The following is a 15,854-nucleotide window of genomic DNA, read 5'->3' as shown; positions in this document are numbered from 1 at the left end:
AGCGATCATGAGTTTGTTCGAAGCATTCTCCAATTCGTCGATGCTGCACGCGGCGGTGGTCCATTTGCCGATCGTATTCGTGCTGCTGGGCGTTCCGCTGATTTATTACCTGGCGATTTCGCAGCAGAAGACCGAGGCGTTGCGGTGGTTTACCGTCGGATTCTATGCGATCACCGCGGTGATTTCGTACGCGGCGCTCGTAACCGGCCACGGCGCGATGGATCGGATTCCAAACGATCACCGTGTGGCGAAGGAAGTATGGGACCTTGTCGGCCAGCACGAAGAGATGGGCGAAAAGGTGTGGTTGTTCGCGGCCGGCGTGACGTTGCTGCTGGCCTTGAGCGCGATTCCGGTCCGCGTTATTCGGCAATTGTTTGTCGGCATCGGCATGCTTGCGGCGATCGTGCTGGCGGTATGGGTGGCGATTCTCGGCCATTTCGGCGGCATGCTCGTATATCAGCATGGCGTCGGCACGCCGGCAATGGGCGAACTCACGGCACAACCCGCACCAGACGAGCAAACCGCACCGGCAACTGCGGAGCCAGCGCCCACCGATCGGGCGCCCGCCACGCTCGATCCTCCCGCGGACGATTTGGTGCCTCCGGCGCGCGCCATCGACATTGAAGCGGCAAAGGCGATCAGTTTTACGAAAGATGTCCGGCCCATTCTCGAGGAGAATTGTGACGAGTGCCATAATCCGGAGAAGATGCGGGGCGACTTCGATACCACTTCGGTACTTGCGATGGCGGAAGGCGGGAAGAAGGGTGGCGTTGGTGTGGTACCGGGCAAACCGGACGAAGGGTCTCTGGTCAAGTACATTCGCGGGGCGATGCAGCCCCAGATGCCGAAAGGCGAAGACCCGCTGACGGAAGACCAGTTGCACGTGATCCGTCAGTGGATTGCCGCTGGCGCCTTTGACGATTCGTCCGGCGCAGCGCCCGCGGCTGCGCCCACCGTAGAGACTGCACCAAGCGGGGAGCTGCCCGAAGCGGAAGCAAAGCCGGAAGAGTCAGTGCCGACGAGCGCCCCCGAAGCTGAAGCGCCCGTCCCCGAAACGACGCCCGAGCCAGCCGCGCCGGCAAATGAAGCGCCTGAGACTACGCCCGCGGACGCGGCCCCGGCGGCCTCAACGACAAGCGCGCCGTCGATCGACGAATTGCTGTTCAGCGGCGGACCAGAGGACTTGCTGGTGAAGCGGCGCGCGTATCGTCTGGGGCTCGTTCCGCAACCGCCAGCTCCGCCCGCGACCGGCGCGCCCGTGAATAACGACGTTGACAGGTTCGTCGCGGCGAAGTGGCAGCAGGTGGATCCAACATTCACGGGTGCGGTCTGCGATGACTCGGCGTTTGCGCGCCGCGTGTATCTCGACGTGATTGGCGTGATACCTACGGCCGATGAGGTGAAGGCGTTTGTGCAGGACACGGCCGAGGACAAGCGCGCGAAACTGATCGACTCGCTGCTGGCGCGGAACGACGAGTACGCCGCGCACTGGACGCCGTTCTGGGAAGACGCGTTGTGCAGCAACGGCAACCACCAGGGCGGTGTGGGTACGCGCGGGAACTACCGCGACTGGATCTTCAATTCGTTTAAGGAGAACAAGGCGTACGACGTGATGGTCGCTGAGCTGCTCGATCCACACATGCCCGACCATCCCGCGCGGTTTGTATTGCGTCAGGACCACACGCGCATTCTCAAGAGCGCGGCGGACACGGCGCAGGTGTTTCTGGGCACGCAGATGAAGTGCGCGGCATGCCATAACCATTTCGACAACAAGGAATGGTCGCAGCGGCGGTTTCTGAGCTTCGCGGGGTACTTCGCGGACCAGGATCTGGAGTTGATCAAGTGCGAGGCGCACACGGACGAGTATGTGCCGACGGGATTCGTATTCGATTTGCCGCGAATGCCTACCGACGTGCCCACGACCGAGGATGAGCGCGCGGCGCGTATCGCGCAATTGCTGATCGATCCGTGCAATCCGCGTTTTGCGAAGACCATCGTGAACCGGTTGTGGAAGCGGTTCCTTGGCATGGGCCTTTTCGAGCCCGCCGACAACTTCCGCGAAGACACGCCGGCCAGCCACCCGGAATTGCTCGAGTGGCTTGCGTACGATTTCATGGCGCACGGCTATGACATCAAGCATACGATGCGGTTGATTCTGACGAGCCGCACGTATCAGCTCGAATACAATGCCGCGTTGGAGGACCATTTCGACGTTGCCAAACCGGCGGAGCCGCGCTATTTCCGGTCGCCACGCCTGCGCCGCATGACCGCGGAACAACTGCTCGACAGCGTGAAGGTTGCACTGGGCGAGAAACTCGAGGACGGCACGCGCGTGTATCGCAGCGACGAATCGACGCCGTTGACGCGCGCGCTCGGGCGGCCCGCAACGCGCAACGAGGTAAGCACGGCGCGCGCGGAGGATTCGGCCGTCGTGCAAACGCTGGAACTGTTGAACGGCGACGAGTACCACGACCGCATCTACGACGGGGAGTTTGTGTTTGCCGCGGCGCAGCGTGGCCGCGAAGCGGGCGCATACGACGGTGTGGTTGACGATCTTTACTGGTCTGTGTTGGGCCGCGCGTCGAACGATTCGGAACGCGCGGCGGGCAGCGAATTTGTGGCCGGAGCGGCGGTCGATCCCGCATCGCCGGCGATTGTCGAATCCGTGGTGGCGGACGAAACGTTGCCGGAAGGCACCGCGAGCACCGCGACGTGGGCGACGGTGAACGGGCCCGATGCGCCCGTCTTCAGCGGCGGCGCATCGTGGAAACTGTCCGCGCCGCCCGCACCGGTCCAGGAAGCGCCCGCGCCCGCCGAAGGGGCCGACGCCCCGATAAGCGAGACCGAGACCGTTGACCCTGCGAATACGCAGACGGCGTCATTCGACGGCGCGAGCGCGATTACATTCGCGGCGGACGAGAGTGGAAGCGGTGTCGCCTTTGCGCAAGAGCAATCCGTCGCCGAGACTGCGCCGCCTGCCACGCCCGAAGTAGTATCGGCTGAACCGGCGGAGGCCTCCGCGCCAACGGTCGTCGAGCAGAGCCTCGGCGCGTTGCCGCAGGCAATCGTCGTCAATCCCGACGACGTGTTGTACGCGTACGTGTACATTGATCCGACCGATCCGCCGAAGGCGATCATGTTGCAGTGGAAATCCGGCGATTCGTGGGAACACCGCGCGTACTGGGGTGACGACGTTTTGAAGACGGACATTGCGGAAGGTCCCGCGCGCCGCGGGATGGGCGCGTTGCCCGAGGCAGGCAAGTGGGTGAGGCTCGAAGTGCCGGCATACCTCGTGAATCTTGGGCGCGACCGCCGCGGCATCGGCGAAGTATCGATTGTGCAAGCGGGCGGCACGGCGTATTGGGACAAAACCGGCGTGTTGAGCGCGCCGCTTGGCGGGCCTACGACGGCGGTGGGCGACGCGCTGTGGGCGCTGATTACGTCGCCGGAGTTCCAGTACATCCGGTAAGGGCGCGCTTCGCGTGCGCCGCGTACGATGGACATTCATGGTCGAAATGGACGCGAATGGACTGCCATAGGCGTTGCTTGTGTCGACGCACAGTAACGGCTCATCCCCGGATTCTCGACCACCGCGCCGTATTTCATCGCTGTTTGGTAATGCCGCGCTTGTCGCGGTATCGCTTGTGATTGTCGCCATTCCCGCCGAGTTTGTGTTCCGGCATCGATACGGCCACATGCTGTACAACCCGCGCCCGGAAGTGCGCGCTGTGCAGCAGTACCTCACGCTCGACCCGGTCATTGGGTTCAAGTGGCAACCCAGCATATCGGCGGAACGAAGCATTCGGTTCGACATCAACGACATGACCACTCCCCCGCTCTCGACCGATTCGTTTGGAGTGATTAATTCGCCCGCAGCGATCGAGATGCGCGCGGAGCGCGGGACGGTCGATGCCGCCGGTTTGGGGGATTCGTTCATGGAGATGGCGGCGGGCGAATTTCACGAGCGATTCAAGGAGGCCGGCCTTTCGTATTACAGCCTTGCCATTCACCGGCAATGCCCGCCCCAGTACACGACAATTCTCGATTCGTGGGCATTGCCGCTGAAGCCTCGCGTGGTGGTCTACGGAATCTTCGAAAACGACTTTCAGGAATCGATCGACTTCAGGAACTGGCAGGTCAGCGGGATCGATTGGTTTACCTATCACTCCGGCACCTGGTGCGGCCCACCCATCGGCGACGGTGCGTTCGAGCGGTTTTCGCGGACCTACACGCGTGGCTGGTATACGTTCGCCCGTGTGTTGGAGGAAAAACTGCGCGGCCCGCAAACTTCCGCGCGCGTGGTTACGCAAGACACTATCAATCTGACAACGACACCGATCGCCGCGGCCGCGATACGCGCCCGCGACGCAGGGGCGCGCTTCGTTCTTGTGATTATTCCCAGCAAGGAAACGGCAACCGGGGCTGCGACCCCGGAATCGCGGGCTTACGATGCGATGCTCGCCACGCTGCGACCGGCGGATATCGAGGTCATCGATCTCCGGGAAAGTTTCCGCGAACATCCCGATCCCGCGTCATTGTATTATGTACAGGACGGGCATTGGAACGACAACGGGATCGCGCTGGCTGCGTCCGCGATTCTCGATCACCTTGAAGGCGAACCGAATGAACCTTGAAGCCATTGAACAGCGTTGTCTCGCGTACCTGCGTGATGCGCCAAAGCCCTTGGCGCCGATTGCGCATTTGTTGAACGTCGTGCGCGAGGACGAAGAGTGCGGGGGGATTACCGAATCGGAGTTATTGGGGTTCTTGCGAAAGCACGAACTGTTTACGGTGATCGATCCGCATGGATCGGGCGCGCTGGGTGAAGACGAGTTGGAGGAATTAGCTGCCGCGGGATTGATGACCGGGCCGGTGGTCATGCTGACCGCGCGAATCCCGAGCAAAGCGGAAGTGGTGCAGGCCATGCAACAGAACATGGGCACGATGTTGAACGCGCTCGAGGCGGCGATGAACCAGGCGCGCGGCGAGAACAACCCGAAGCTGGCGATGGAAGTACAGGCGATCCTGAAGCGCGCCCGTGATCTTCAGCAGAAGATGGATGACGCGGGCCTGGCGTGAGGGTTTGCTTTTTGCTCCGCCCGATCAGGTCACGCAGAGAACGCACAGGGCAGAAAATAACTTCTGCAAGCCTCTTTTTCTCCTCGACGCGCGATTGGCGCAATTCAAGAATTCACGTAGCTGGGGGCGCGGGCACCAGTCGGTTATGAAGCCAAACACCCGATAACGATTACGAGTCATCATGGGGTATGGGTTCACCGATACGAATGTAGATTCATGGACGGAATGGACGGGATAGACAGGTTGGACGGCATTTAGGGCGAACGCGGACTATCGATTGCGGTTACGAGCACGATTGCGAGCACGGGCACGAGAAGACGGCTAGACGCGCTTATTTGCACAGTAGTCAATTGTGCGCCTGCGCAAGTGATGTAACTGTTCTAAAACATGGGTTCGCGGAGGCAGGATTCGCGGAGGTTGTGGTACTCCTGGAACATGGCCTCGGCGTTTTCGACATCCATTCCGAGTTCGCGCATGGGGCCTTCGAGCGATTGGATTGCAGCGCGCCAGGCTTCCACGTTATCGCCTGGGGTGCGCGCCATGACTTCGGCAATGGCGACGATCGCGGTTGCTTCCTTTGCGCCGGTCGCGAGTTCGGGCTTGTGGTGGAACCGAATAGGCTCGACAATGTCGATGGGCAGTCCCCAGTGGTCGGCGAGCACGTAGCCGGCTTCGGTGTGCGACAATCCGATCGCCGATTCTTCCGCGGTCATAAGGTCGGCGCCCTGCAGGTCTTTCTGCACTTTTGTGTACAAATCCGGTACCGCTTCGGACAGTGCGAGACGTCCGATGTCGTGCAGTAGACCGCCGCTGAAGACTCCGGGGATGTGCTTGCGGCCGGCGGCCTTGGTGACGATGCGGGTGGCGCCCGCGCAGCACATGGCGTCCAACCAGAATTGGCGGTAATCGAGCGTGCGCGTCTTCTCGAAGACGTTGACGACGGCGGCGGATAGGACGATCGAGTAAGTTTCGCGCAGGCCGAGCAGGGAGACTGCGAGCGACACTTCGTCCACGCGCTGGGCGAACCCGTACGCGGCGGAGTTTGCGACGCTGAGCACCTTTGCTGCGATGGGCGGGTCCATGACGATGATGTCCGCGACGTCACGGATCGAACTCATGGGATCGAGAGTGGCATCCTGCACGCGGCGAACGGTTTCCGGTAGCGCCGGCAGCGAATCGATTTGCCGGATCATTGTGGCGACGTTGGACAGACGCAGCGACGTGGCGAGGCCCTTGACGTTCTCCGCGGGCTCGACGGGCTTTGGAGGCTCCGCCGCCTCGGCAATCGGGGCGGGATAGTAACGTTCAATCGCGGCGCGAATGTCGTTCGGCGCGCACAGGAGTGGCTTCACGCGCAGGCCGGTGGTGGACTCGATTTGCTTGACGGTCGCGGAGTCGAGCGGGCATACCATGCCCACAGTGAGGAGCTTGCCCAGTTTATCGATTGGAAAGAGCTCGTGCTTGACCGCCATTTCGCGCGGAATAAGCGAGATGAGTTCGCGCGGAATCTCGTACTTGGAAAGATCGATGCTCGCGATGCCGGGCTGTTTGGCGAGGAATTGCACGAACGCTTCGGCGGTGAGGTAGCCGAGGGTAATCAGCGTCTCGACGATTTTGGTACCGCGCTGCTGCTGGATGTTGAGGCCTTCGTTGAGCTGGTTCATGTCGACGAGGCCGGCATCGACCAGCAATTCGCCGATTCGCCGGCGCGTGACCGCGTCAAGGCCTTTAACGGCCCCCGATTTCTGCGGCGGGCGCGCGGTCTTGCGCGGATCGGGCTGCGTGCTACCTGTCGATGGCGTCATACATCGCGTTCCTCATCTGCTGCGTTGGCTGGGCGTGTCGTGTTTTTTGGGTGCCCGTAGTCGTAGGCGGGTAAACACTGCGCGGCCTGTCGCGATCATCCTGGAAACCATTCTAGAGGCGCGGGGGATCGCTGTCAATGCGCGGAGTTTAGAGGGACAATTCGACACCATGCGGCACCGTTGTCGCGACGGTGGTCCGTAGCGGCGCGAGGTTTGCGGCGACGTTACGTGCCTGCACCTGTGACGCGCACAACCCGAACATGGTCGGACCGCTGCCGCTCATAATGGCCGCGGTGCAACCCGCGCCGAGCAGCGCGCGTTTGATGTCCGCGAGTTGGGGGTGCATGGCGAACACGGGTTCTTCCATCCGGTTGAACAAAGCACCGGGGAAATTGCGCACCTCCAACCGTTGCAGGGCCCGGCGAAACGACGGTGTAAATCCATCGACGGGTTTTTCGCGGTTCTTTTTCAGGAGTGGGCTCGAGTAGACATCCCGCGTGCTGACGTGCAGGTCGGGGTGAACGAGAACGAACCAGACGTCAACGAGCGATTTGAGCGGGCGCATGACTTCGCCGCGGCCCGTTGCGGCAACGGTGCTGCCGCGAAGGCAGTAGGGAACGTCGGACCCGAGGGTGAGGCCGATTTCGGCGAGTTGTCCGTGCGGGAGTTTAAGGCCCCACAGTTCGCTCAGGGCGAAGAGCGCGGCGGCGGCGTTACCGGACCCGCCCGCAAGGCCGGCGGCAATGGGAATGCGTTTATTGAGGACCATCTTCGCGCCGGCCTTGCAGCCGGTGCGTTCGCGCAGCGCGATCGCCGCGCGCAGAACCAGATTTGTGGCGCCGCAATCGAGCTGGGAATTCGTGCAGGTTAACGAAAGTGCGCCGGCGGTCGGTGTAATAGAGAGTTCGTCGCACAGGCTGACGGATTGGAATACGGTCTCGATATCGTGGAATCTATCCGCGCGCTTGCGCAGGACGTCGAGGTAGAGATTTATTTTGGCGTAGGATCGCGCGTGGATCATGGCCGACGTCAAGGCAGGCTGCCTCAATAGTTCTTCGACCGCAGGATGGAAATCAACAGCATCACGCCGAGCACGCCGGCGATACTGAATCCGGTGTAGCCAAGAGAGCGGGCGCCGAAGTTGGTCGCCAGGAGGAGGCTCGACCCGACGATGAGGGACCCGGCGATGACGCTGAAGGCGATCCGATTGCTGGCGCGATCGGTGACGTGCGCGAGGTGATCGAGGCCTTCGTGGTCAAGCTGGACTTTGAACTTGCCTTTGCGTGCCTGGCGGATGAGATCGTGAATGTCCGAGGGCAATTGGCGCCCGATGCGCAACAAGGTGGACATCGTTTCTTGCCCTTCGTGCGCGAGTTGCTGGGGCGAGAACCGGCTCGCGATGATCTTTTCCACGTATGGGCGCATGATGGGGGTCACGTCGATATCGGGGTCGAGCACGCGCGCAGTGGATTCGATGGTGGCCATCGCCTTCAGCAGCATCGAGAAACGCGGCGCGAGTTGCAGGCGGTGCCGGCGGAGGATTTGCGTGACGCGCTCGAGCGCGCGGCCGACGTCGGCCCGGCCGACAATGGCCTGTGCTTCGAACGCGAGGTACGCGGCGATCTCGTGCACAAACGCCGTGGGGTCTTCGACGTCGCCGCCCTTGGTGAACGCAAGCAGCGCGGTCGCGCAGCGCACGGCGTCCTCATCGAACACGGCGCGCAAGAGGTCCGCCATGGCGTGCACGTCGGCGCGTTCGAGGTGGCCCACCATGCCGTAATCGAGAAAAGCTATTTGGTTATTTCGCGTAACAAGGAAGTTGCCGGGGTGGGGATCGGCGTGAAAGATGTGGTGTTCGAACACCTGACTGAACGACGCGTGACACCCGATGATCGCCACTTCGCGCGGGTCACAGTTACGCTCGGCGTACTTATTGAGGGCGTCCACGCGCACGCCGTCAATCCAGTCCATGGTGAGTACGCGCGGCCCTGACAGGTCCATTTCGACCTTTGGTATGAATATTCGGTCGTCTCCGGTGTAGATGGAGCGGAAGCGTTGGATTACGCGGGCCTCGATCGTGAAATCCAATTCGCGGAGAATCGAACGTTCGAACTCGTCGATCATCCCGACGGGGTCCATCCATGCGAACTCTTTAACGTGTTCCTTGATCCACTCGGCAATGCCAAAGAGGAGGTTGACGTCGGAGACAATCTTCGCACGGACGCCGGGGCGCTGCACTTTAACCGCGACCTCGCGTCCGGAATGCGTGCGCGCACGGTATACCTGGCTGAGCGAAGCGGAGGCGACGGCGGTTTCATTAAACTCCGAAAAGCGCGTGGCGACGGGACCGCCGAGTTCCTCCTCGATGATCGGGCGCATGACGTCGAACGGTTGGGCCTCGACACGGTCTTGAAGTTGGCTCAATTCCGCGCAGAGTTGGTTGCCGATTAGGTCAGGGCGCGTGCTGAGGATTTGTCCGTACTTCACGAAAGTGGGCCCCAACTCGGTGAGTGCCGCCCGAAGCCGCGCGCCGATCGTCTCAGGCATGTCGGCGGTTTCGTCTATCAGGTGCATCCTGCGCAGCGCCCGCGCCGGGATGCTTTCGTGCAGGCCAATCCGCCGGACGAGATCGGCGAACCCGTGTTTCACGAGTATCTGGACGACCTCGGCGAGCCGGACGGCGTTGCCGACGCGTTTGGGCAGACTCGAATACATCATGGAGAGGGACTGCCGACGACGTAGAAATTTTGGATTCTGGAATTTGGATTTTGGATTACTCGATCAGTCCGTATGTGACGAAGCTGGTCCTCCTGCTTCGATTGCAGACGTGGCGTAAACGGCGTTGTTCGCGTCGTAATCATGTTGCTGCCCGAGAACTTGGTCCGGAGAGGCCAGTGTACAACAACGCGAAGGGAAAGTGCTCCGCGCGCGATGTGGACGATGTGACGGACAACCGGATACGATTGACGGCGGTATGACGCAAACTTCCATCGAACGATTCTCCAAGGCCGCGGCGTGCGAGGTGCGCTTCGACGATTTGACCCGGCAGCTTTATGCGACGGATGCGTCGTTGTACGAAATCGTGCCCGATGCCGTGTCGTTTCCGAAGAGCGCGGACGAGGCTTCGCGCGTGGTGCGTGCAGCGGGCGACGCTGGGCTGCCGGTGATTCCGCGCGGCGCAGGAACGGGCTTGTCCGGCGGCGCCATCGGCAATGGCGTCGTGGTCGATTTTTCACGCTACAACCGGAATATCGAAGACCTGGACGTCGAGCGCAGAACGGTGCGTGTAGGCGCGGGCGTTGTGTTGGATCAGCTCAACGCGTTTTTGAAGCCGCATGAGTTGTGCTTTGGCCCGGACGTCGCGACGAGCGCGCGCGCGACGCTGGGCGGGATGATCGCCAATAACAGCAGCGGCGCGCACGTGCCGGTGTATGGAACAACGGCGAGGCACGTGTGCGCGCTCGAACTGGTGCTGGCCGACGGCCGCGTCGAAACGATTGGACCGGGATACGAGACACTGCACGAGTTGCATCGCGGAGTGAACGAGGCGATTGCGCGCAAGGCTGACGCGGTGCGCGAACGGTTTCCCGACACGCTCAACAAGCGGTGGCCCGGGTATGGGCTCGATCTGTATCTGCGGAGCGAATCCGATCTGACCAAGGTGCTCGCGGGAAGCGAGGGTACGCTTGCGATGATCGCATCCGCCGAACTGTCGCTGAACCCATTGCCGAAGGAGAAGGGGTTGTGTCTGATTTGCGTGGACACGATTCCCGAAGCGGCACACGCGACGTTGGAGATTCTGGACCTGAAGCCGGCGGCGATCGAACTCATCGACGACGTGTTGTGGGAGTCCACGCGCGGGCAACTCGCGTTCAGGGCGACGCGTGAATTGCTGGGGCTGGACGACGCACCGTGCAAGGCCATCCTGATTGTCGAATTCTATGATGACGTGGACGAACGCATTGCCCTGCTGGAGAAGCGCGACATTGGCATTCGCAAGATTGTCGTGACGTCAGCGCGCGAAATGGAGATGATATGGGCATTGCGCAAAGCAGGATTGTCGCTGTTAACCGGGTGCAAAGGATCGGCGAAGCCGGTGCCGGGTATTGAAGACGTGGCGGTACCGCCGCAGCGATTGCCGGAATACGTGAACGGACTGCTCGCGATTTTTGAGAAGCTGGGACTGGATGGGTCGTTTTACGGGCATGCCGCGTCGGGGCTGCTGCATGTTCGTCCGGTCTTGGATTTGCACAAGGCGGAGGACGTGGCACGGTACCGGCAGGTGTCGGACGAGGTGTCCGCGCTTGTGCGACAGGTGAAGGGGTCGATTTCCGCGGAGCACGGCGTTGGCATCGGCCACACCGAGTACATGCCGGAGCACATGGGCGCGGAGGTCATGGAACTCACGCGCACGATCAAGGCGCTCTTCGATCCGAAGAACGTATTTAATCCGGGAAAGATTGTGCCGGGGCCGCAGGACTACCGCATCGAAACGAACCTACGGCAGGGCGCAGACCGCAGGATTCCCGTGCCATTCACGCCGGTGCTCAAATTCGCGGCGAAAGACGAATCGTTTGTCGCCAATCTCGAACAATGCAATGGGTGCGGCGGCTGCCGGAAAGCAGCGCCCACGATGTGCCCGACGTACGTCGCGACGGGCGAGGAGATCATGTCCACGCGTGGGCGCGCGAATACGATTCGCGCAGTGCTTGATCAACGGCTGAAGGAAGACCAGTTCGCGTCGGAGTCATTGTCGCTGGCGCTGGGCAGTTGCCTGTCGTGCAAGGCATGTACGACCGAATGCCCGTCGAACGTGAACATGGCTCTGTTGAAGGCCGAGTTGCTGCACGCGCGGCAGCGGCGCGACGGGGTCCCTCTGCGCGATCGCATGATTAGCAACGTCGATCTGCTTGGAAGATTGGGGACGCTACTGCCGAAACTAAGTAATGCGGCGATGCGAACTCGACTCGTGAGGACCTTCGCGGAGGGCGTATTCGGATTTACGGCCAAACGTCCCCTCCCACCCTACGCCGCGTTTCGATTTGACCGTTGGTTCGCGAACCGTTCGCGCGGAGGCAAGGCGACGCACGGGCGTGTGATTTTGTGGGACGATACCTTCGTTCGATATCACGAGCCCCAAATTGGGATCGCCGCGGTCACCGTGCTGGAGGCGGCGGGCTTTGACGTCGAACTGCTCGGTGGCCGCGCGTGTTGCGGACGGCCAGCATTCAGCGTGGGGTGTCTGGATACGGCGCGGGCGAACGGGGAGCGAAACATCGCCTTGCTGAAGGGCCGCACGGAACCGGTCGTCTTCCTTGAACCATCGTGCTATTCGATGTTCGCGGAGGACTATGTTGAGCTGGGAATTGCAGGCGCGCGCGACGTTGGGAAGCGATGCCACTTGTTTGAGCAGTTTGTTTTCGATCTGCTCGAGAAGGAGCCGCACGCGCTTACATTCTCTTCCGGGTATCATTGGGTCGCGATTCATGCGCACTGCCACGCGAAGGCCCTGACGGATACCGGGGTGATGCCGAAGCTGTGCGAGAGACTGCCGAACGCGACGGTAACGATGTTAAATACCGGTTGCTGCGGAATGGCCGGCGCGTTCGGTCAGATGAAGTCGAAATACGAATTGTCGTTGCAGGTGGCGAAACCAATGGTGGAACAAATCAATAACCTGACCGCGGGTACGGAGATTGTCGCTTCGGGCACGAGTTGCCGGCACCAAATCGACCATTTGACCGACGCGAAACCGGTGCATATGGCGGAACTCTTGGCCGGGGCGCTGGATAGGAAGTAGTAACGAATGTCGCGTCGCCACGGTACTGATGCGGTTGGGAACAGCCACCCGTTGCCTGATCGTTCCGTACAATAGACAAGAGCTATTGCGCAATCGGTGACAGTCCCTGTGGGGTGTCGGATCGATCGGCACAATGACGGACAGAGATTTGGCTGGGACGCCAAAAACAAGGAAACATGGGCCATGCTTCGCACGTATTTAGCCGCTGTCGCACTTTTGTGTATCTCGGCGCCGACATTTTCGGCGGAAGAGGCGGCCGTCATGGCCGAGCCGGACCAAGTTCATTTTTCGAAGATGGAGGATTCGGCGACCATTCGTGTCATGATAGGCGACAAGCCGCTGCCGTCAAGGTCGTTGACCGGTGCACGGGTCGTGATCGGCAAGAGCGACTACAGTCACCAGTTCAAGATCGAGCGCAGCAAGACTGGGCCGGCGACGATTACGCTTGCGCCGAACCCGGAGACGGCGCAGGTGGGCACGTTTACGCTCGTGATTTCGACAAAGGCGGGCGACGTGCTCGTGGCAGTCGAGATGCCGCTTGATCAGATTCCGGGCACGCTTGAGGACCGCGCGAAGCAAGAGGGGGTTACCGTCGACGAGATGAAGGCAAAGCTGGGTCTGTCGCAAGAAGGCAAGCGCGAGACGCTAACAGTACTGCTTCCGAAGCGGCAATACGTGGGAAGCACCTTCACCTTGCGAATACCGGCATCTCCGGGGCGAGACTATACGTGGAAGGTTGACGGCAAGGTAGTGTTGCAGGGGATCGACGAAAACGTCCTGAAGTACGTGCTGGACAAGACGGGGAACCGGTATATCGAATTGGAGGCGCGCGAGGCCGGCGCGACAGTCGTGCGGTGGAGCGGCGTTTTGCAGGTGGTGGAGTATCCCGAGATGTTGTGGCAGGTCCGCAAGGGAAAATCGTTTTCGTTGCGCGCGACCGGCGGGTATCGTTCGCATGAGTGGCGAATTGACGGGCACGGCGCGGGGAAAGACGAAATCCTGACGCATACGTTCAAGGAAGCGGGCGAGCATCTGATCGAGTGTACGTCACGGAATCCGGTGCATGGCGAACCAGAGGGGTTCATTACGCAGCGGTGGAAGACGACTGTACGGTAGGGGCCGAAACACGGGTATCGCCACCGCTCGGATTGGTACGTTTCGTTGCACGCTTCGTCCGCTGGAGCGCGGTGATAGGCACCCGTGGCGGCATTTGGAGCGATTCAAGAACTCACGAACCTACAGGCGCGGGCATTACTCAGTTTCGAAGCCAGGAACTCGATTACGATTCGCCGCGGTGAACGTGGACGAGTACGAGATCGATTGCTGCGGCCGCGCAATTGGTGTACTTGCCGCAGCTACCCATTAGCGAACAAGGTATTCGAAGACCGCCTGGAGGTTGTCGTCGGGGGAGTGCATGCTTTCGACGGCGAAGGCGGGGTCGGTGAGGAGGGTGTTGACCTCGTCGTAGAATGTGTTTGCGTCGCGGGTGTATACGGTTACGCCGGCTCCGTCCTCTTCGAATTCCACGTTTACAACATGCGCATGACCTACAAGCGCGGACGCGAGTTTGCGGGGTTGGCCGCAGCGAACGGTAACGGAATGGGGATGCGCGTCGATGAGCGCGCGGACTTCGTGAACATCGCCATGCGCAAGTACGCGTCCCTTGTTGATTAAAACGATGGTCCGCGTGACGTTTTCAATCTCGTAAAGCACATGGCTCGATACGATAACGGTCTTCCCCTCTTTGCCGAGCGACCGTATCAACTCGAAAATCGCGGAGCGACCGACGGGGTCGAGGCCGGTCATGGGTTCATCGAGGAACAGTACGTCAGGTCCATGTGCGAAACTTTGCGCGAGCTTTACGCGCTGGCGCATGCCGCGGCTATATCGCGCAATCGGATCGTTCATGCGTGCGGTCATTCCGACCCGATCGAGGCTCTCGAGCGCCGCCTTGCGCGCGGCGGCGGCGCTCATTCCGGTGCAGCGCGTGAGCCAATAGACGAACTCGAACCCCGTCATGTCGTCGTAGTAATTCTCGCGTTCGGGACAGAGCCCAATGCGCCGGAGCAACGGGTAATTGCACCAAGCGGATTCGCCAAGCACGCGGGCGTCGCCCTGACTCGGGCGGGCCTGTCCGGTGCAGATGTTCATGACGGTCGATTTGCCCGCGCCGTTCGGGCCAAGCAGGCCCGTGATGCCCGCGCCGATGGTGAAATTGACCTTGTTCAGCGCGACGACTTCGCCGTACCACTTCGAGACGTTGTCGAACGCAATAGCGCTCATGACGCGAGGTCCACGGAGCGGATGCGGCGCATGATGATGACGAAGCAAACCAGCGAGACTGCCGCAAAGCCGATTGCGATGGTCTGCCACGGGACCGTGATGCGCGTGAACCCGCCGAACATGAGATCGGACATGTGGAGTACGCTGCGCGCGTATCCGAAGCAGGTGTAATTGCGCTTACGCAGGATCATCGCGACTATATTTGCGCCGGCGCTGTTGAGGAAGAGGAGGGCGCAGACGATTACCGAGGCCCAGCCGGTGCTGCGGCTGAGGGCGGAACTCGCCATGACCAGAAGCGCTGACGGAATAACTATGGAGAATGAGAAGGCAATGCACATGCCCGCGACCCAGAGGTTCGCGGCGAGGAACTCGCGCGCGGAGATGGGGGCCATGATGAGGTGCAGCGTGAACAGTACGAGCGAGCCGCCGATTGTAAGTCCGAGCGGGACGTAGCAGACCGCGGCGAGCTTGCCGAAGAAGTATTCAAGGCGGGTCAGCGGTTTGGCGAAGTACACTTCGAGGAGGTTGTTCCGGTAGTCGTTGCAGATGGAACCGCCCCCGACAAGCAGGCAAAAGACGTACACGAAGGGCACGGTCATCATGAGGTAGATTTTGAAGAAGCGCGCGTCGATGTTCGTATATTGCACGCGCCGCACGACTTCGCGCAGGAGCGCGCTGGGATTGGTCGTCATGAGATCGGTGACGACGAGGATAAACAAGCTGATCAAGAAGGGGAACAGCGCCAGCAGGAAGAGCCGCCGATAAATCGGCGACGTTCGGGCGACACGCAACTCCTGCGCAGCCACAGCGAGCCAGCGCCCGCGCACGCGGTACTGCGATTTCCAGGCCTTGTAGGATTGATCGTAAATGGGCATGCGCGTTACCGG

At 61.2% G+C, this 15,854-nt stretch carries 10 protein-coding genes; 5 read left to right on the top strand and 5 right to left on the bottom strand.

Annotated features, from left to right (window positions below; genetic code table 11):
- The first annotated feature begins 7 nt into the window (after positions 1-7).
- The 3 genes from HUU46_20625 (at position 8) to HUU46_20615 (ending at position 5,079) form a co-directional block, all read left to right on the top strand.
- The gene (locus HUU46_20625) at positions 8-3,469 is read left to right on the top strand and encodes a DUF1553 domain-containing protein (GenBank protein ID NUM56052.1); all 3,462 of its coding nucleotides are present in this window, start codon (positions 8-10) and stop codon (positions 3,467-3,469) included.
- A 79-nt stretch (positions 3,470-3,548) separates the two neighbouring features.
- Positions 3,549-4,634 (top strand): hypothetical protein, encoded by a 1,086-nt coding sequence (locus tag HUU46_20620; protein NUM56051.1) that lies wholly within the window; start codon positions 3,549-3,551, stop codon positions 4,632-4,634.
- A complete protein-coding gene (locus tag HUU46_20615) occupies positions 4,624-5,079 on the top strand; it encodes a hypothetical protein (protein NUM56050.1) in 456 nt (151 codons plus the stop codon). Before HUU46_20620 ends, HUU46_20615 begins: the two co-directional genes overlap by 11 nt.
- 380 nt (positions 5,080-5,459) lie before the next feature.
- On the opposite strand, the gene HUU46_20610 is transcribed toward HUU46_20615, so the two are convergent.
- The 3 genes from HUU46_20610 to HUU46_20600 all read right to left on the bottom strand — a co-directional run bounded on the left by HUU46_20610 (position 5,460) and on the right by HUU46_20600 (position 9,602).
- On the bottom strand, positions 5,460-6,884 hold the full coding sequence (locus HUU46_20610) for an HDOD domain-containing protein (protein ID NUM56049.1): 1,425 nt from the start codon (positions 6,882-6,884) through the stop codon (positions 5,460-5,462).
- A gap of 148 nt (positions 6,885-7,032) precedes the next feature.
- Positions 7,033-7,905: a 4-(cytidine 5'-diphospho)-2-C-methyl-D-erythritol kinase gene (gene ispE, locus HUU46_20605; GenBank protein ID NUM56048.1), complete on the bottom strand. Its 873-nt coding sequence runs from the start codon at positions 7,903-7,905 to the stop codon at positions 7,033-7,035.
- Positions 7,906-7,928: 23 nt separating this feature from the next.
- Positions 7,929-9,602 (bottom strand): AarF/ABC1/UbiB kinase family protein, encoded by a 1,674-nt coding sequence (locus HUU46_20600; GenBank protein ID NUM56047.1) that lies wholly within the window; start codon positions 9,600-9,602, stop codon positions 7,929-7,931.
- A 256-nt stretch (positions 9,603-9,858) separates the two neighbouring features.
- Between HUU46_20600 and HUU46_20595 the strand changes: the two genes are divergently transcribed.
- On the top strand, positions 9,859-12,684 hold the full coding sequence (locus HUU46_20595) for an FAD-binding protein (GenBank protein NUM56046.1): 2,826 nt from the start codon (positions 9,859-9,861) through the stop codon (positions 12,682-12,684).
- A 183-nt stretch (positions 12,685-12,867) separates the two neighbouring features.
- Positions 12,868-13,800 (top strand): hypothetical protein, encoded by a 933-nt coding sequence (locus HUU46_20590; GenBank protein NUM56045.1) that lies wholly within the window; start codon positions 12,868-12,870, stop codon positions 13,798-13,800.
- 246 nt (positions 13,801-14,046) lie between these two features.
- Here the strand turns inward: HUU46_20590 and HUU46_20585 are convergent, their stop codons facing one another.
- Both HUU46_20585 and HUU46_20580 read right to left on the bottom strand, forming a co-directional pair.
- Positions 14,047-14,967: an ABC transporter ATP-binding protein gene (locus tag HUU46_20585; GenBank protein ID NUM56044.1), complete on the bottom strand. Its 921-nt coding sequence runs from the start codon at positions 14,965-14,967 to the stop codon at positions 14,047-14,049.
- A complete protein-coding gene (locus tag HUU46_20580; protein NUM56043.1) occupies positions 14,964-15,842 on the bottom strand; it encodes a hypothetical protein in 879 nt (292 codons plus the stop codon). Before HUU46_20580 ends, HUU46_20585 begins: the two co-directional genes overlap by 4 nt.
- Positions 15,843-15,854 lie beyond the last annotated feature (12 nt).

The organism is Candidatus Hydrogenedentota bacterium (genome assembly GCA_013359265.1).
Classification (GTDB): Bacteria; Hydrogenedentota; Hydrogenedentia; order Hydrogenedentales; family SLHB01; genus JABWCD01.
The sequence above is the reverse complement of the archived record's forward strand: the minus strand, read 5'-3'. Positions and strand labels throughout refer to the sequence as shown.